The sequence below is a fragment of the Mucilaginibacter sp. 14171R-50 genome, assembly GCF_010093045.1.
Lineage (GTDB): Bacteria > Bacteroidota > Bacteroidia > Sphingobacteriales > Sphingobacteriaceae > Mucilaginibacter.
Genome location: NZ_CP048115.1, coordinates 1,522,103 through 1,539,516, shown reverse-complemented (window position 1 = coordinate 1,539,516; position 17,414 = coordinate 1,522,103). Strand labels below are relative to the sequence as shown.

The window sequence follows — 17,414 nt, the reverse complement described above, 5'->3', positions numbered from 1 at the left end:
GGCCGGTAAAAGCTGACAACAAACAAAGTTTAAAATGATGCTCATCAGTTAGCCTGCCTTTTGACGTCATTTTTTTATCAGCATCAGAAGGCCACCTTTATTTTATGAAAAAAGTGACGCCCCCGGATAAAACAAAGCCCGCCGGCAAGATCAATAAGCCACCATTTAACTGGGCCTGGGTGTATGTGATCATTTTGCTATACTTGTTTCTTTCACCACTGCTTTCAGGAAAAATGGCTAAGGAGACCACCTGGCAACAATTTTCCACCAAAATATTGTCGCGAAAGGCAGTTGCTAAACTTGAGGTAGTTAATAAGGAGCGTGTTGACGTTTACATTAAAAGCTCTTTCTCTAAAGATACAGCCTTTAAAGAAGTGTTTAAACCTATTTTTGGCAATGGATTATATTACGGTCCGCACTACACTTTCAATATCGGCTCCGTAGAAACATTTGAACATCACCTTGACGAAGCGGAGCAGGCTTTTTCTCCGGCCAAGCATATTCCCGTGAGCTATGTGACAGAAAGCAACTGGCTGCTTAACCTGCTAAGTTGGGTGGTTCCGTTTGTGCTCTTGTTTTTTTTGTGGAACTACCTGATGCGCCGGGCCGGTGGCGTAGACGGCCCCGGGGGGGCATCGATATTTAACTTCGGAAAATCGCCGGCTATCTTAATGGAAAAAGAAAACAGCAAGGTAACTTTTGCAGATGTAGCCGGCTTAGAAGAGGCTAAGGTTGAGGTTCAGGAAATTGTCGACTTTCTTAAAAAACCCGATTCTTTTACAAAACTTGGCGCTAAAATACCCAAAGGCGTCATTTTGGTGGGGCCGCCGGGGACTGGCAAAACCTTGCTCGCTAAGGCGGTAGCAGGTGAAGCACAAGTACCCTTCTTCTCTATCTCGGGGGCTGCGTTTGTCGAGATGTTTGTAGGCGTGGGCGCTTCACGTGTGCGCGATCTTTTCCAGCAGGCAAAAAATAAGGCACCTTGTATCATTTTTATCGATGAGATAGATGCCATTGGGCGTTCGCGGGGAAAGGGCGCTCTTTTGAACGGATCTAATGACGAGCGCGAAAGCACCCTGAATCAATTATTAACAGAAATGGACGGCTTTGGCACTAACACGGGGGTAATTGTTCTGGCCGCGACAAACCGGGCCGACATGCTTGACCCAGCCCTGGTACGGCCGGGCAGGTTCGATCGTCACATTTACCTCGAACTGCCTAATCTTACAGAAAGGACCGCTATATTTCATGTGCATGCAGCCGGGCTGACCATGGCAGACGATATAGACCTGACAATGCTTGCGGGACAAACGCCCGGCTTTTCAGGTGCCGACATTGCAAATATCTGTAATGAGGCGGCATTGATCGCGGCACGCAGAAAAGCTGACAAGATAGCCATGGCAGACTTCGGTGAAGCCGTTGACCGCATCGTAGCCGGGCTTGAAAAGAAAAGTAAGATCATTTCGGCCGGGGAAAAAAGAACGATAGCTACCCATGAAGCTGGCCATGCAATAGTCAGCTGGCTGCTCAGAACGGTTGATCCGTTGGTTAAGGTATCTATAATTCCGCGCGGCAAATCGCTGGGCGCATCCTGGTACCTGCCCGAAGAAAAACAACTACGTAGTAAAACCGCCTTCAGGGAGCGTTTATGTGCAACACTGGGAGGAAGGGCGGCTGAGGAAGTGATGTTTAACGAAGTTTCTTCGGGAGCGTTAGACGATCTGGAAAAAGCTACCAAAGAAGCCTATAGCATGGTGGTTTACTATGGTTTTGATAAAAGGCTTGGCAACATTAGCTATTACGATTCTACCGGGCAGCGCGACCTATCACTACAAAAGCCCTTTAGTGAAGCTACAGGCGACCTCATTGACTCAGAAGTGCGTAAATTGCTGGCAATGGCGTACCGGGATGCAACAGTTATACTGGAAGAAAACAGGGCGTTATTAGAAGAGCTCGCCGCTTTGTTATTGAAAAAGGAAATTGTTGATCAGAAAGACCTTGAAGAAATTTTGGGTAAGCGCACTGTAGGTTTTAAGTATTTTGATTTAAGCGATCATGAAATTTATAATTAAAATAACGCGGATGGCAGTTGGCCTGTCTAAAGTTATCATAGCACTGCTCACACTGCTAATGTATTTACCGGCATGCAGCCAGCAAAAGGCATCTAACCCCGCCAATGTTGATACCCGCCGGGATCAATGGAACCAAAGTGTACGCGGCAACTTTAGTAGTCAAAGCACGGTGACCCTCGACAGCACCCGTTTAAAAATTTTTTTTGGCAAATACCCTGTTTTAATGCGCTATGCCAAAGATATTGAGGGCTTTTACAGGCGCCGGCAATATGCTTTTGCCTGGTTCGAGAATGGGCAACTGATAGAACAGGCATCCAACCTGGCGAACCGTGTACGGAATTTGAAACTTGAAGGCCTGCAACAGCAGGCGCCCTACCAGCAGGCATTGGATTCGCTTTTGTTCGCCGGTAACCCATCATCGCGGACTGCCGATACCGACCTTGAACTTATGTTAACGGCGCAGTACTTTGTATTCGCCAATTTAGCCTGGACTGGACAGGGCGCTGCAACCAGCCATTCCGTCAATTGGTACCTTCCGCGCAAAAAAATCGACTATCAGCAATACCTGGACACGCTGATCGCAGCCCGGCCAACGGGCGTTGTCCCCGGCGAGCCCGTTTATCGCCAGTATGAACTGCTTAGGCATTTCCTGATCAAATACCATCAATTGGCAGCCGAAAACTGGGCGCCTATTTGGCTTCCGCGCGATTTAAAACTCGGAGATACCTCGGCTACCGTTCGCAGTGTTAAAGTCAGGCTGATGCGACTGGACGATTTTTCCGGCGACACGACCAATTCCGTTTTCAGTGAGGAACTCGCTCGCGCAGTTCAACTTTTCCAGGAACGGCACGGTTTACCTATAAACGGCATATTGAACGCCGAAACATTAAAGGAGTTAAATGTAACGCCTCAGAAACGGATAGAACAATTGATTGTAAATATGGAACGCAGCCGCTGGTTGCCCGTGCAGCTCAAGGGCGACTACCTGGCCGTTAATATACCTGAGTTTAAGCTGCATGTTTATCATGCCGACAGCTTGCTCTGGAGTTGTAACGCCGTGGTTGGAAAAACCATGAACCGTACAACCGTATTCTATGGGGAAGTAAAATATATAGTTTTCAGCCCGTACTGGAATGTTCCCCCCGGCATCCTCCGCCAGGAAATACTCCCGGCGATTCAGCGAAACCCAAACTATCTGACAACGCACCACATGGAGATCACCGGGCAAAGGAACGGATTGCCGGTAGTGCGGCAAAAACCGGGTCCGGATAATCCGCTGGGGTTGGTCAAATTCCTTTTTCCCAATACTTATAACATCTACCTGCACGATACTCCCTCTAAATCTTTGTTTGACCAAAGCACACGTGCATTCAGCCATGGCTGCATTCGTATCAGCGAACCCGAACGACTGGCTACTTTTCTGTTAAAGGACCGGCAGGATTGGCCCGTGGAAAAGATCAGGCGTTATATGAATGCAGGCAAAGAAAACACGCTTACGCTGCAACACGCTACCCCGGTGTTCATTGCTTACTTTACGGCTTTCGTTGATCGCGCCGGCCGGCTTAATTTCCGCAGGGATATATACAACATGGATCAAAAACTGCTCAGCGCCTTATTGGTTTCCGGGCACTAATGACCGGTATCATGTTAAACAGAAACGCGCATCATGCTGATGCTCCAAGTTTAAGTTTAGCTTTAAAAAAAGTCGATCATGAAAAATCTTTTTATTTACAGTTTTTTGATGCTGCCTCTTATCCTCAGGGCCCAGGTACCGGCTAATAACGGTTTGAGCTCTGCTGCTGCGCGCGCTTTGCCGGCAGTTGTTATCGTGCAATCGTTTCTTTCAGATAGTATATTAACGGTCAGGCCGCAATCGCCTTTAGTAAAGACCCTGCCTAAGATCAATAACGGTTCGGGTAAATTGGTCGCCAGCGCATCAGGTGTCATCCTCAGTACAGACGGTTATATCATTACAAACGCCCATGTACTTGCCGGTGGCGACAGCCTGAATATCATTCTGCAAAATCGCCGCAGTTACCGCGCCAACCTCATCGGAACAGACGATCAGGCGGATCTTGCTTTACTAAAGATCACAGCCTCGGGCCTGTCTTATGTTGAACGTGGTGATCCGGGAACCGTTGCTATCGGCGATGAGGTGTTGGCTATTGGCAATCCGCTCGAATTGACGTCAACGGTTACTGCAGGCATTTTAAGCGCACGGTATCGAAGTATAGATGACGACCTCACCCTTTCAACGGTCAATTCGTTTTTACAAACAGATGCAGCAATTAACGAAGGTATGAGCGGCAGTGCGCTGCTAAACCGCCATGGGCAGTTGATCGGGCTAAACGCGGCCATTATTTCGCCGTCGGGAACATTTGCAGGTTACGGTTTCGCTATTCCAGCTCCGTTGATCTATAAGGCCTACCATGATCTGTTGATGTATGGCCGCGTGCGGCATGGTTGCCTGGAAGGAACTTTTACTGATTTGGACGATGCACAAGCCAGGCGGCTGGGTGCCAGTACGCCAAACGGCGTGCTGGTTGAAAAACTCATAAAGGATGGCGCAGGTTATAACGCAGGCTTACGGAAAAATGATGTGATAACATTGATAGGCCAACAGCCGGTGCATTTTGCGGCCCAGTTACGGGAGATCATCGCCGTCCGGGACCCAGGCGACCGGCTGGTGCTTACCGTGGAGCGGGCAGGTGTCATGCTGACGCTGACAACAATACTCTCAGAAAACAACGACCGGAGAGATTTGGCGAAAGGTACCCACTCCCCCGGCTTGAAACAGGTGCAGCATTGATGGTATTGTGGCGTGTAAAAAATCGGAGGCGGGCTTTGCCGGCTCCGCAATGCAACAAACGTTGCATCTGGCTGAAACAGGATAAGATCCATTCATCAGTTGATCAAAGATAACGCCTGATCAACGCCGTTCGGGTGATCTGCATCAGCGCTACAGCCAATACTGATCATTGCAATCTGCGCTTAACGCCTATTAAATTGGTCATTTCAAGATAGAAGACTGCCATGAAAACAAAAAGCATCTAAGTAATTTACACATCGGCGGTTTACGGTTTAGCCTTGCACTGCTCCTACTGCTGCTGGTGATGACCATCGTTGGGATGAACGCGCAAAAAACCTTAACCAGCCATTTGAATACACAGCTTAAAGTTCATGAACAGCTAAGCGAACTCTCTCGCTCTGTAGGCCTGCTGGACGTTTTGCATCTCCGTTACCGCACCAGCGGCATGGCTTTATTTCGCATTGGCTATGATCAAATGACGGACACTGTCAACAATCAATTAAAAGAGTTGAAGGAACTGGTTAAAAAGGATGCTGTAGGGATAGAACAAACCCGATTGATCATTACCGGCATCGATACCGTTCAGCGTTACTGGCAGGCTGAAGGCTACCGGTTGAAAGGCAAACTCTCAGCGCAAACAGCGCAGGAAGAAGAAAAGTTGCTTGATGTGGTCAGATCTGCCATCTCAGATGCTGACGAACGGTCTCGTTTACTGCTAAAGAACCAACAACAGCAACTGGAAAGCTTACACTTACAGATGCAGTCCTGGTTCATTTTACTGGAGATCCTCATCGTAATTATATTATTGATTGTTAGCGTTCGGGCGGTTCTGACAAGAATCAGGGCAGCCAATGACAACCATCATGGTAGCCTGTCTGAATAAGGGGTTTCTTTGCTTTATCAATAATCAATTAAATAGCAAATCATATGAAAACAGATGTTGAAATCCAGAAAGATGTGATGGCTGAGCTTAAATGGCAGCCCTTCCTTCATGCAGCTGAAATTGGTGTAAGTGTAAAAAACGGTGTAGTTACCCTGTCCGGCCAGGTAGATACCTATGCAAAAAAACTGGCCGCTGAAAATGCAGCCAAAAAAGTTGCTGGTGTTAAGGCGATTGCAGAAGACCTTCAGGTGGGGGTATCGCCCAGCCATCGCCGAACCGATGCCGAGATCGCAGAAGCGGTATTGAACGCGTTAAAATGGCACACCGCTATTCCGGACGACCGTATAAAGGTAAAAGTGGAAGATGGTATCGTAAAACTGGAGGGCGAGGTAGAATGGGAGTTCCAGCGGAACAGTGCCAAAACAGCCATACAGAACCTGAACGGTGTGCGCATGGTTAGCAACCTTTTAACGGTGCGCCCAAAAGTTAGCGCCGATGACCTGGAAAAAAAGATCAGTGCTGCATTTCATCGCAGCGCTACTATTGATTCAGCCAATATCAAGGTATCGGTTACCGGGAACAAAGCTACACTAACCGGAAAAGTTCGCTCCTTTGCTGAAAAAGATGAAGCTGCGGATGCAGTTTGGGCCGCACCGGGCATATTCAGTGTTGACAACAAATTAACCATTCAGGAACCTGAATTGGTATTTTGAAACAATTATACGGCCGGGCTGCATCTATGAATATAGCTGCAGCCTCTTTTTTTTCGCGCTATGGCCCGTTTATATTTCCTGATTCTTTGTTTAATGGCTGCACTGTATGCCAAAGGTCAGCGCTCTATCGCGCTTGGTGCACCATATAAAGCTACCGGGGACGCGGTAACGGATACGCTACCGCCACGTCGCTTTGGACGAGCCGCTTTTCAACTGGCGCTGGGGGAACTGATCCCCTGGACGGTGGACCGTTATTTGCTGAATGCAGATTACGCCCGGATATCTTTTAGAACGCTGGGGCATAATTTGCGACCATCAAGCTGGACCTGGGATGACGATGCCTTTGGTACAAATCAATTTGCACATCCGTATCATGGCAGTTTATATTTTAGCGCGTTCCGGGCCAACGGTTATACATTCTGGCAATCGGCGCCGCCCACGGTAGTGGGTAGCTACATATGGGAGACCGTGGGAGAGTCGCAAGCCCCATCACCAAATGATTTTATCAACACGAGCTTCGGCGGAATTGTTTTGGGGGAAATGACTTACAGGCTGTCTAATCAGATCGTTAATAATCACACCCGCGGAGTTAAACGGCAGGTCAGTGAAATACTCGCGCTTTTGGTTAATCCCATGAACGGCTTCAATCGTATAATTGATGGAAAATGGGGAAAGACTGACCAAAACTCGCATGAACGCGATTCGACCCACGTGCTGGCAGAATTTGACATCGGGGCGCGCAAGTTCAGGGCCGATCACCATGGGCGTACCGGGTGGTACGGGCATGTTCGCTTAACCTATGGCACACCTTTTGAAAATTATCACACACCTTTCAGTAACATTTCGGTAAATGGTGAATTCGGCAGTGATGATAGTTCTAAAGTGAATATCCTTTTTGTATATGGCTCACTTGCCGGATGGTGGCTGAGTAAAGCGGACCGCGACCCACAGCTATTAACGTTATCTGCCAATTACGATTACGTACACAACGAGGCTTTTTTTTACAGCGCCCAAAGCGTAAAATTAAACTGGCTTGCATCTTTCCGGTTGAATAAGTATGTCCAGATTAACGCCAGCGCCGGCGCCGGTCCGATCTTGCTTGCGGCGGTTCCCGACCCTTATCTATTTAACGGCCGGAATTATGATTACGGCGCTGGCGGTGGCATGTATGGACAATTCGGCTTAACATTGCTTGACCGGCTTTCATATCGCCTGAATTACCGCGCCGGGTGGATCGGCACCATCAATGGCAATAACTCTCGCTATGTATTGCAGGCAGTAACCAGCGAACTGGCTTACCGTTTTTACGATGGCCTGGCCTTTTGTTCAGAATTCGGATACTTTCACCTTCATGGAGACTATCAAAAATACCCCGTGGTAACCGCCCGCTATCCATATCTACGTTTTTCGCTTCGCTACACGGTCGACTTCAACTAAAGCCCGTGACGGGCGTCATCAGTACGCCTGAGCCTAATCATGGAAGGGTATACACTGTGGGTTTACCTTTGATAGATAAGTAACAGTAACCATGATATGAAAAAGATCATTGCGGCCTTCGACGGCCTTAAATTCTCAAAAGGAACGCTCGACTATGCGATCGAACTTGCCGTCCGCGGCAAATCTGTGGTAACGGGCGTGTTCCTCGAAGATTTCCTTTACCATAGCTTCAATTTATTTGATATGGTAGGCAGCGAGGGTATCTCAAAAACAAAATTAAACCACCTGTTAAAAAAGGATCAGGAAACCCGGCAGGCGGCGGTTGCCCTTTTCGAACAAACCTGTAAAAAACGGGGCATTGAATATTTGCTTCATCAGGATAAGCGCTTCGCTATTGACGACCTGCTGAAGGAAAGCATTTATGCTGACCTTACCATTATTGGCGCAGCCGAAACACTGAACCATTTTGAACAAGCAAAGCCAACGCCTTTTGTACGGCAATTACTGGCAGGCACACAAAGCCCCGTGTTGGTGGTGCCTGCTACACACCAACTGATTGAACGGGTGGTTATACTTTACGATGGTCACCCATCGTCCGTTTATGCGCTTAAAATGTTCACTTACTTATTCCCCTGGACAGTAAAATACCCGTCTGAAATTGTTTACGTAAGCGACAAGGAACTGGACTTATTACCCGACGGGAACCTGATTGGCGAATATACCCGCAGTCATTTTGCAAAACCACTGCTTACGCAGTTAACCGGCCAACCGGATGAAACGCTGGTGGCCCACCTTAGAAAGGCAGAACCGGGAACAGTGGTGATTATGGGCGCTTACAGCCGTGGCGCGCTTTCAAGAATGTTTAACAGCAGCATGGCCAATATATTGATGGAAGCACTGGACCTGCCCTTATTTATTGCACACCATTAATTAAAAGCCGATGAAAACATTACTGCTTGCAACCGACCTGGCAGCCAGCTCGGAAAACGTAGCTGCTTATGCTTACCGCCTTGCGCAAACGCTAAAAGCAAAATTATTACTTTGCTATACGATGAACGTACCGGCAGAGATACCACAGGCCGGAGTTGTGGCATGGCCGCTCGGTGTATATGAAGATATGGACCGAGACAGCCAGGCCGCACTTAAGGCGTTAAAACACAAATTACTCGAAAGTAGTACCGGAGAGGACTTTACTCCAGAGGTTGTTTGTCTCCTGGGGGCAGGCCTGGTGACGGATGTGGTAACTGCGGAAGCTGCCCGGCACAAGGCCGATTTGATCATCATGCGAACACATGCCAATGACCGGCTAAGTACATGGCTAATAGGCAATCATAGCCGAAAAATGATAGAAGCAGCTATGTGCCCTTTGTTGCTGGTGCCCGGCGATTTTGCGTTCCGCCCAATAGCTAAAATCGCTTTTGCAAGTGACTTTAAACATCCCGAGTTAGACATCGTTGCTATTAATCAACTGGTGTCGTTCGCTAAAAAGCTCAATGCAGAGTTGGTGCTGGCGCATGTTATACAGCATAATAAAGCCACAACAAATGACTCGATCGTGAAGGACCTGTTAACCAACCTTGCACGTAATCATGGTCATCAACAGGTGAGCGTAAAAGTAGTTAAAAGCGAACATGTGGCAGATGGCCTTACTTGGCTGGTGCGCCATGAGCACATCGACATGCTCACTATGGTACATAACCGACATTCTTTTCTCGGAGAATTATTGCACGGCAGCCGTACCCAGCAAATTGCAGATAATGCTTCAGTCCCCTTATTGGTGTTCAACTCTCACGAACATGCTGATTGATCGTTTTTTCAAATCTGCCTGCCGATGATGGAATTGAACATTTCCTGCTTATCGGGCATGATCGACGGCGGGCGACCTTATGAACGGATTGAAACTATTTCTAAAAGTTCAATAGCGCTTGTCGTGCTAAAAAATATGACAAAGATCATAAATATACATGACCGCCATACTATCAAATCGGTACCATCTTTGAGGATATTTGTGACAGGCATCATTGCTATTCAGTAAATCGCAGATCATGAAAAAGATACTTGTCATCGAAGATAACAGCGATATCCGCGAGGGTACCGCAGAGATACTGGAGCTTAGCGGCTACCAGGTACTTAAGGCTGTAAACGGAAAGGCCGGCGTTGACCTGGCGCTCAGCCAGCGGCCCGACCTGATCTTATGCGATATCATGATGCCTGAACTGGATGGTTACGGCGTGTTGTACCTGCTCAGTAAGAATCCGGAATCGGCCGCCATCCCCTTTATATTTCTCACCGCAAAAGCAGAACGGCTGGACCTGCGTAAGGGAATGGAAATGGGCGCCGACGACTACCTGACCAAACCTTTTGATGATATGGAACTGCTGCATGCCATCGAGTGCCGCTTACAAAAGCAGGAAAAACTGGCCAGTTACTACAGCCGCTCGTTGTTTAACCTGGAAAGGCTGGCCTCGGGACAACTACGTGGCACCGCCGAGCTAAAGGCGCTTATAGCAGGCCGGAAAATACGGCAGATTAAAAAGAAACAAGTACTATATTACGAAGGGGACGAGCCACAGGGCATTTACCTTGTGCTTGAAGGCGGAATAAAAACTTTTAAACTTACTGAAGACGGCCGCGAACTAATGACAGGTCTTTACAAACCTGAGGATTTTGTGGGCATCAACGGCTTGCTGGTAGCAGATACGCAGGCAGAAACTGCCGAAGCGCTGGAGGATTCGGCGGTATGCCTTTTACCCAAGGAAATGATCATGAACCTGCTGACACGTTACCCGGATATAAGCCAGCAGTTTTTGAAGATTCTGGCCAATGATATCCGCGATAAAGAAGAGCAGCTTCTGCAGTTTGCCTACCAGTCGGTCCGAAAAAGGATGTCGCAGGTATTGCTTCGCCTGCAAGCGCAATTTGCTCCCGCCGAAGAATTCAAGATATCCCGGGACGAACTGGCAGCAATGGCCGGCATGGCTACCGAGACCGTTAGCCGCACCCTTACCGATTTCAAAGAAGAAGGACTGATCGGGAGGCAAGGCAGCCAGATACGGATACTGGATGGGACGCGTCTTCAGAAAATGAAGAATTGATTTTCGCTGCGTTCTGTCAGCAGTTAGACTGACAGCCATCATATTTTATTTTCATCAGACAGGCGATCTTTATTTCATAATTCAGTAAAAAATCATGAAAAAGATCTTAGTTCTTACCGACTTCAGCGACAATGCCAGGCAGGCTGCCGAAGCGGCCGTACCCATCGCGGGAAAATTACACGCAAATATCATTTTGTTCAATACTTATGTCAGTGAGCCGATCATGTCGGAGTATAGCGGCACGCCCTGGCCGGTAGAACAACTAATGTGGGCAGACCAGGGTAAAGAGAAATTAAAATATCTTAAAGAAGACTTACAGGAACTGGCCCGCCAGTTGCCTGCGGGTGACCATCGCCCGAGCATTGATGACCGTCATGACATGGGAAGCCTTGGCAGCCAGGTTAAAGACCTACTGCAACTGGAAGATATAGAGATGATCATTATGGGCGCACGCAGCGGCAAAGCCTGGGAACACTTGCTTTTGGGCAGCGATACCTCTGCTGTAATGGAACACACGGACCGCCCCGTATTGATAATTCCCCCTGGCCGGCCATTGAAAGGATTGCATAAAGTAACCCTTGCGACAGACTTTGACCGTCCCGACCAAAAAGCGGTGCATTATCTTACCCGCATTGGCCGGATGTTTAGGTTCAGCCTGGAAATTGTGCATGTTTCGCTGTGGGGCGAAAAACCTTTGAACGAGCAGCTTAAAACGTCTTTTAAAAATCACGTAGCCAAATACCATTTCCCGGCCATTACCTACCAGGAAGTAGCTGGAAAAGAGTTGATAAAGCGGTTAAATCACCTTTGCGCAGCAAACAGCAGCGATGTGCTGGTTTTGGTGCATGATCGGCATAACTGGCTTAACCGTCTTTTTAAACAGAATCAGGCGCAAACCTTGCTGGACAACCAGGATCTTCCGGTTTTGATCATTCCGGCCGCCATTGCCGACGAATAGCAAATGATTAGGCGGCAGTCTCATATCTGCCGCTATATTTCGTCCATCACCAATACCGCCGCACCTTTTACCTTGCCGGCACGCAGTTGCTGTAGTGCATCGTTCGCCTCTGATAATTTGAAAAAGGTAGTTTGTGTTTTGACAGGTGATAACGCCAGTTGCCGAAAGAATGCCTGACCGTCTTCGCGGGTGAGATTGGCGACCGATTGTAACGATCGTTCCTCCCATAGCAGCGCATAAGGAAAAGCCGGTATATCACTCATGTGAATACCTCCGCAGATCACCTGCCCGGCTTTATCAACATCCTTTAGGGCTTTGGGTACAAGCTCGCCGGATGGGGCAAGGATAATAGCGGCATCAAGTCGTTCCGGCGCCTCACTCAGGCTACTCCCGGCCCAACCGGCTCCCATCCGGATTGCGAACAATTGTGATTCTGTATCGCCTTCGCGGGTAAAGGCAAATATCTGTTTGTTTTGCGCCTTGGCGATTTGCGTCAGAATATGTGCGGCTGCTCCAAAACCATAAAGCCCTATCTTAACCGCGTCCGGGCGGATCATCCGGTAAGATCTGAACCCGATCAGGCCCGCGCACAATAGCGGGGCGGCAAACGCGTTTTGGTAACCAGCCGGCATCGAAAAACAAAATCGCGCATCGGCCACCAAAAATTCCGCATACCCGCCATCAAGGGTATAACCGGTGAACCCTGCTCTTTCGCAGAGGTTTTCGCGGCCAGCCAAACAAAAACGACACTTCCCACAGGTGTAACCAAGCCAGGGCACACCGATTATATCGCCAACACGAAAACCGGCAACCCCACTGCCGAAAGCAGTTACGCGGGCAATTATCTCGTGGCCGGGTATCAACGGCAGTTTGGGCGTAGTGAGTTCGCCATCAATAACATGCAAATCGGTACGGCACACGCCGCAGGCAATCACCTTTAATTGCAATTCGCCGGATGCGGGTTGAGGAATAGCCACCTTCCGATAGGTGAGCGGCTGTCCCGGGCGGTCCATCACCATGGCATTCATTTCGCCTTTCATACACAAATTATTTAAAAACAAACACCGTGCGCCTCCGGCGGAAAAACCAATAAAGGTATCCGGATATGCCTGGCTAATCGTTGTGTATGACTGCCTTTCAGAATTTTTTCAAGATAGAAATGCGGACGGTGTACCATGGCAAGCATATCTACCTGGCCATGTTCGCTCAGCCAGTCCAGTCCATGGTCTACATCCATGCTTTTTACATGCCGGTAATATATTTGCCCATAATGTGCTTTAGCCGTCACCTCGTTCAGGAACTCATCTACCAGATGCTGGTGTGCGGGCGCATCATATTTATCATTTGTTACGTGCACAATTAAAATTTCGGCGTTAAACGGGCGGGCCAGGCTGGCTAGCGAATGAATTAGATCAATATCACCTTTGTTCAAATCAGTGGCAAAAGCAATTTTCTTTAACTGGCGGGGAGCAGGAATGTTAGGGATGAGTAATACCGGGAAAGTGGCTTTATCAATTAGCTCCTGGCTGTTACTACCCAGCAACAGGCGATGCATTTTTCCTGCACCAGACATGCCCATTACCACCATTGGCGAGCGATAATGATCGACCAGGTTCCGGACCATAACACTCACTTCTCCGAGTTCGGCCGTGCCCGAAACACGGCTGATGTGGTTATCTGCCGGCGAACCGATCGTTTCCATTTCCAGTTGGTGACGCAGGTTGTCCAATTCCACAACCGCGTCGTGTTTAACCTGTTCGTAATCATTCAACGGCCAGGCAGATTGCGCCGCCGCACGCGCTTCAGCAGGCACCTTAAAAGCATGGATAAGCTGCACATCGGCCTGCAGATGCCGGGCCAAAAATAAACCATAACGGGCTGCATTAGTCGCGGCTTCGGAAAAATCAGTTGGTATCAGGAAGGTTTTCATCGCATATATTTTGGCTTAAAATTCCATAAATAAGCGCGGATGTGCCGTGACAGACATCACCTGGATAAATGAGATTGGGCAGCCGGCTTATTCTTTTTACTGATATGCGCCAGCAGCCGTTTATAGAACCAATGTTTTACAAGTTCGGCTGTGAGCATGTAGGCCGCGATGAGCACAGCTATCCAGCTGTATAAGGCGGGCGGCAAAACAACGAAGCCGAACCAGCCGGACAATGGTGAACCGGGAATTAGGCAGACAGCCAGGATTATGGCAAAACTCGCTCCAAGAAGCGCGTTTCCGGGCAAGCTGCGAAAAAAAGCCCGCCGCGTGCGCACCACCAGTACAATAACCACTGCCGAAATAACAGATTCAGTAAACCATCCTGTCTGAAATTCCCGCTCCCCGGCGTGGAAAACAAATAGCAGGCAGGTAAAAGTCAGGTAGTCGAATACAGAGCTCAGCAGTCCAAAAGTGATCATAAACTTGCGGATGAAAGTCATATCCCAGCGCTGTGGTAAACTAAGCTGGCTGCTGTCAACCTTATCGCTGGCAATCGCCATCTCGGGGAAGTCGGTCAGCAGGTTTGTCAACAAAACTTGTTTAGGTAACAGCGGCAAAAACGGCAAAAATAGCGAGGCGCCCGCCATACTAAACATGTTGCCAAAGTTAGCGCTGGTGGCCATAAACACATATTTCATGGTATTTGCAAACGTTTTACGACCCTCTTCTATGCCATCCAATAAAACTTGCAGCCCGCTTTTCAGCAGAACGATATCCGCGGCCTCCTTGGCCACGTCAACCGCGGTGTTCACCGAAATCCCTACGTCTGCCGCATGCAGAGCGGGGGCGTCATTAATACCGTCGCCAATAAAGCCTACCACATAGCCTGCTTTCTTTAACAACAAGATAATCCTCTCTTTCTGGTTAGGCTCCACCTCGGCGAAAATATCGGTACGCGGCGCCGCGTGTAATAAGGCGGACTGACTCATCTGTCGGATTTCTGGCCCTTTTAATATCCGGGGGGCGGGCAGCTCCAGTAAACCGGCAAGATGCTGCGCGACCAGGGCATTGTCGCCCGTAATGATCTTTAACTTAACCCCTGATTGCTGCAAACGGAGGAGCGTGCTGGCGCTGTCGGGTTTAGGCGGGTCAAAAAGGGTAATGAAACCTGCAAAGGTCATACCCGACTCATCGTGCCGGTCAATCTTGTGCTTATCCGGGATATCTTTAACGGCCAGCGCCAGCGTTCGGTAACCGCTGCGGCTTAACTCCTCCCATCGGTTTACCAAACTGTTTTTAAGATCAGGGCCAAGGGGCATAAGCTGGCCGCCGTGCATTACTTCTGTACAACTCTCCAGGATGGATGAAAACGCGCCTTTGGTGATCAACCGGGAGCGTCCGGATTCCTCTACCTGGATACTTAACCGCTTGCGTGAAAAGTCATACGGGATCTCTGCTTTCGCGTTCGGCAACTTTTCGTTACCCTGATAAGCTTCGCATATCGCTTTATCAATAGGGTTGTGAAAACCGCTTTGCAAGGCTGCATTTACCCAGGCATAGCGTAAAACGCCGGCACTGGGATTTCCGTTGCAGTCCAGCGCATCTTTTACCACTACCTTACCCGCGGTAATGGTGCCTGTTTTATCAGTGCATAATACATTCATACTGCCGAAATTCTCAATTGCCGACAGCCTTTTAACGATCACTTGTTTCCGGGCCATCTTTCTGGCGCCCGCAGCCAGGTTGACGCTTATAATTGCAGGAAGCAATTGGGGGGTGAGCCCTACGGCAAGCGCCAGAGAGAATAAAAAAGAATCAAGCACGGGTTTATGCAGCCAAACATTTAGGGCAAAAATGATTATAACCAGCAATAATGTCAATTCCATTAAAAGATAACCAAACTTGCGGATACCACGCTCAAAGTCAGTTTCAACTATGCTATTTCGGAGGCTGGCTGATAATTTACCAAACTCGGTTGACATACCTGTATCTACAATCAGCGCGCTTGCCGTACCGCTTACTACATGGCTGCCCATAAACAAAGTATTAAACCGTTTGGCCAGCGGTGTATCCGCAGGTAACGGCCCGCTGTACTTTTCAACCGGAAACGATTCTCCGGTAAATGCAGCTTCATCAACAAATAAAGCAGTGGCCGTAAGTAGCAGGCAATCTCCCGGTATCATATCACCAGCAGACAACTGAACAACATCTCCGGGAACGGCAGTTATCATCGGGATGCTTACTGTTTTACCATCCCTGACGACACTACAGTTTAACTGCACCATCTGCAGTAAGCCCTTTATAGCCTCGTTAGCCCCCTTTTCCTGCCAAAAACCAAGAATGCCGCTAAGCAGGACGATCCCGAGGATGATGATGGCATCAGCCAAATCACCCAAACCTGCGGCTAAAAATGATGCTACGATGAGCAGGATGGTAACCGGGCTTTTGAACTGGGCAAGGAATAAGACGAAAGCCTGGCTTGTTCTGTTTGAACTTACCGTATTACTGCCGTACTTACGAAGCCGTTCGGCGGCATCGCGGCTGGAAAGGCCGGCAGGACCCGTACTTAGCCGGCTAAACACTTCGGTAGCCTCCAGGGCCCAGAAAGGTACCGGCGCGTATGGTAATATTGACATAGATATCCTTTTACATGGGAAATAGCAGAACAGGCACAGCTAAACCTTCGGGAATCTGCCCATTGAGCCGGCCACCCATAATCTGTTCGAAATGGAACCGGTGATTGACCAGCACCATCAGGTCGGCATGTAAACCGTTAACAAGCACATCCAACGCCCGGTGGATATCGCGCTCGGGTATATTGTTAAAAGTTAGGGGGCATGGCGGTAGTTGCTTTGCAATCTCACCAAATAGCTGAACTCCATAACTTTCCACTATGGGGGCCAATCCTTCTTTACTGAAATGCGCCAGCGACAGGCTCGCCCGGGATGCTAACGCCCAACCGGTTAGATAGCGCATGATATTCAGGCGGCAATAACGAAGGTCGGCCATATAGGTAACCCGGCGTATCGATTCGCCCTCCCAGCAGTCGGGTACCAGCAAGAGCGGGCACTGCAACCGGTTAAGCAAGCTTTGAAAATTGAGGGGCTGCTGATCTGCCGACGTTTTACTGTACCCGCTAACAATCATCCAGCAGTTGGCTCTTAGTGCCACAGCGGCAACATCAGCAGCATTTGCCAGCGGTAGCTCTATCAGGGAGATGGACGGCTGAAAACCGGCCTGCCCTTCATTTAGTCGCTGCAGCAAGCGATAGATCTGTTCAGCTTCCCGTTTACCGCCGATCGTTGCTCCGCGCCCCCCTGCCAGTACTTTAACAGGGACGGTAGTAGCCTGATAATAAGTTTGAACAATCAGGATTTCTGCCTGTACATCCCGGGCGATCTGGAACGTTAATTTTGCAGCTGAGCTTGCGGCTGTTGAACCGTCGTTGATAAAGAGGATTGTTTTCATGTTTTGCTTGCTTCATTTTCAATAAAATTGGGGAATTTCTTCTGGCAAA

14 protein-coding genes are annotated in these 17,414 nt (G+C 48.8%); 10 read left to right on the top strand and 4 right to left on the bottom strand.

The features are described 5' to 3' along the window. The first annotated feature begins 104 nt into the window (after window positions 1–104). The 10 genes from ftsH to GWR56_RS07120 all read left to right on the top strand — a co-directional run bounded on the left by ftsH (window position 105) and on the right by GWR56_RS07120 (window position 11,967). Window positions 105–2,072: an ATP-dependent zinc metalloprotease FtsH gene (gene ftsH / locus GWR56_RS07165; RefSeq protein ID WP_162430449.1), complete on the top strand. Its 1,968-nt coding sequence runs from the start codon at window positions 105–107 to the stop codon at window positions 2,070–2,072. After that, on the top strand, window positions 2,056–3,705 hold the full coding sequence (locus GWR56_RS07160) for a murein L,D-transpeptidase (protein ID WP_238395325.1): 1,650 nt from the start codon (window positions 2,056–2,058) through the stop codon (window positions 3,703–3,705). The genes ftsH and GWR56_RS07160 overlap by 17 nt, the downstream gene beginning before the upstream one ends. 108 nt (window positions 3,706–3,813) lie before the next feature. Continuing rightward, on the top strand, window positions 3,814–4,881 hold the full coding sequence (locus GWR56_RS07155; protein WP_162430448.1) for a S1C family serine protease: 1,068 nt from the start codon (window positions 3,814–3,816) through the stop codon (window positions 4,879–4,881). A 304-nt stretch (window positions 4,882–5,185) separates the two neighbouring features. Then, entirely contained in the window at window positions 5,186–5,764 is a 579-nt protein-coding gene (locus tag GWR56_RS07150) for a hypothetical protein (protein ID WP_162430447.1), read from the top strand. A gap of 44 nt (window positions 5,765–5,808) precedes the next feature. Next, complete coding sequence (locus tag GWR56_RS07145) at window positions 5,809–6,477, top strand: BON domain-containing protein (protein ID WP_162430446.1); 669 nt, start codon at window positions 5,809–5,811, stop codon at window positions 6,475–6,477. Window positions 6,478–6,570: 93 nt separating this feature from the next. Continuing rightward, entirely contained in the window at window positions 6,571–7,914 is a 1,344-nt protein-coding gene (locus GWR56_RS07140) for a DUF3943 domain-containing protein (protein ID WP_162430445.1), read from the top strand. Window positions 7,915–8,010: 96 nt separating this feature from the next. Further along, entirely contained in the window at window positions 8,011–8,844 is an 834-nt protein-coding gene (locus GWR56_RS07135) for a universal stress protein (RefSeq protein WP_162430444.1), read from the top strand. Between the two features lie 10 nt (window positions 8,845–8,854). Further along, window positions 8,855–9,721: a universal stress protein gene (locus tag GWR56_RS07130; RefSeq protein ID WP_162430443.1), complete on the top strand. Its 867-nt coding sequence runs from the start codon at window positions 8,855–8,857 to the stop codon at window positions 9,719–9,721. 238 nt (window positions 9,722–9,959) lie between these two features. Beyond that, a complete protein-coding gene (locus GWR56_RS07125) occupies window positions 9,960–11,009 on the top strand; it encodes a response regulator (RefSeq protein ID WP_162430442.1) in 1,050 nt (349 codons plus the stop codon). Between the two features lie 94 nt (window positions 11,010–11,103). Further along, window positions 11,104–11,967 carry a universal stress protein gene (locus GWR56_RS07120; protein WP_162430441.1) on the top strand — a complete coding sequence of 288 codons (864 nt, stop codon included), beginning with the start codon at window positions 11,104–11,106 and terminating at the stop codon, window positions 11,965–11,967. A 32-nt stretch (window positions 11,968–11,999) separates the two neighbouring features. Here the strand turns inward: GWR56_RS07120 and GWR56_RS07115 are convergent, their stop codons facing one another. From GWR56_RS07115 to GWR56_RS07100, 4 genes are read right to left on the bottom strand one after another with little or no spacing between them, the layout of a single operon-like run. Further along, the gene (locus tag GWR56_RS07115; RefSeq protein ID WP_202925384.1) at window positions 12,000–13,007 is read right to left on the bottom strand and encodes a zinc-dependent alcohol dehydrogenase family protein; all 1,008 of its coding nucleotides are present in this window, start codon (window positions 13,005–13,007) and stop codon (window positions 12,000–12,002) included. An 11-nt stretch (window positions 13,008–13,018) separates the two neighbouring features. Continuing rightward, on the bottom strand, window positions 13,019–13,897 hold the full coding sequence (locus GWR56_RS07110) for a universal stress protein (RefSeq protein ID WP_162430440.1): 879 nt from the start codon (window positions 13,895–13,897) through the stop codon (window positions 13,019–13,021). Between the two features lie 56 nt (window positions 13,898–13,953). Then, window positions 13,954–16,533 (bottom strand): magnesium-translocating P-type ATPase, encoded by a 2,580-nt coding sequence (gene mgtA, locus GWR56_RS07105; protein ID WP_162430439.1) that lies wholly within the window; start codon window positions 16,531–16,533, stop codon window positions 13,954–13,956. Between the two features lie 10 nt (window positions 16,534–16,543). Then, window positions 16,544–17,365, bottom strand: a complete 822-nt coding sequence (locus GWR56_RS07100) for a hypothetical protein (RefSeq protein ID WP_162430438.1) — start codon at window positions 17,363–17,365, stop codon at window positions 16,544–16,546. Window positions 17,366–17,414 lie beyond the last annotated feature (49 nt).

Coding starts and splice junctions, on each gene's coding strand:
- ftsH (WP_162430449.1), top strand. CDS start 105: ATGAAAAAAGTGACGCCCCCGGATAAAACAAAGCCCGCCGGCAAGATC.
- GWR56_RS07160 (WP_238395325.1), top strand. CDS start 2,056: ATGAAATTTATAATTAAAATAACGCGGATGGCAGTTGGCCTGTCTAAA.
- GWR56_RS07155 (WP_162430448.1), top strand. CDS start 3,814: ATGCTGCCTCTTATCCTCAGGGCCCAGGTACCGGCTAATAACGGTTTG.
- GWR56_RS07150 (WP_162430447.1), top strand. CDS start 5,186: ATGACCATCGTTGGGATGAACGCGCAAAAAACCTTAACCAGCCATTTG.
- GWR56_RS07145 (WP_162430446.1), top strand. CDS start 5,809: ATGAAAACAGATGTTGAAATCCAGAAAGATGTGATGGCTGAGCTTAAA.
- GWR56_RS07140 (WP_162430445.1), top strand. CDS start 6,571: ATGGCTGCACTGTATGCCAAAGGTCAGCGCTCTATCGCGCTTGGTGCA.
- GWR56_RS07135 (WP_162430444.1), top strand. CDS start 8,011: ATGAAAAAGATCATTGCGGCCTTCGACGGCCTTAAATTCTCAAAAGGA.
- GWR56_RS07130 (WP_162430443.1), top strand. CDS start 8,855: ATGAAAACATTACTGCTTGCAACCGACCTGGCAGCCAGCTCGGAAAAC.
- GWR56_RS07125 (WP_162430442.1), top strand. CDS start 9,960: ATGAAAAAGATACTTGTCATCGAAGATAACAGCGATATCCGCGAGGGT.
- GWR56_RS07120 (WP_162430441.1), top strand. CDS start 11,104: ATGAAAAAGATCTTAGTTCTTACCGACTTCAGCGACAATGCCAGGCAG.
- GWR56_RS07115 (WP_202925384.1), bottom strand. CDS start 13,007: ATGAAAGGCGAAATGAATGCCATGGTGATGGACCGCCCGGGACAGCCG.
- GWR56_RS07110 (WP_162430440.1), bottom strand. CDS start 13,897: ATGAAAACCTTCCTGATACCAACTGATTTTTCCGAAGCCGCGACTAAT.
- mgtA (WP_162430439.1), bottom strand. CDS start 16,533: ATGTCAATATTACCATACGCGCCGGTACCTTTCTGGGCCCTGGAGGCT.
- GWR56_RS07100 (WP_162430438.1), bottom strand. CDS start 17,365: ATGAAAACAATCCTCTTTATCAACGACGGTTCAACAGCCGCAAGCTCA.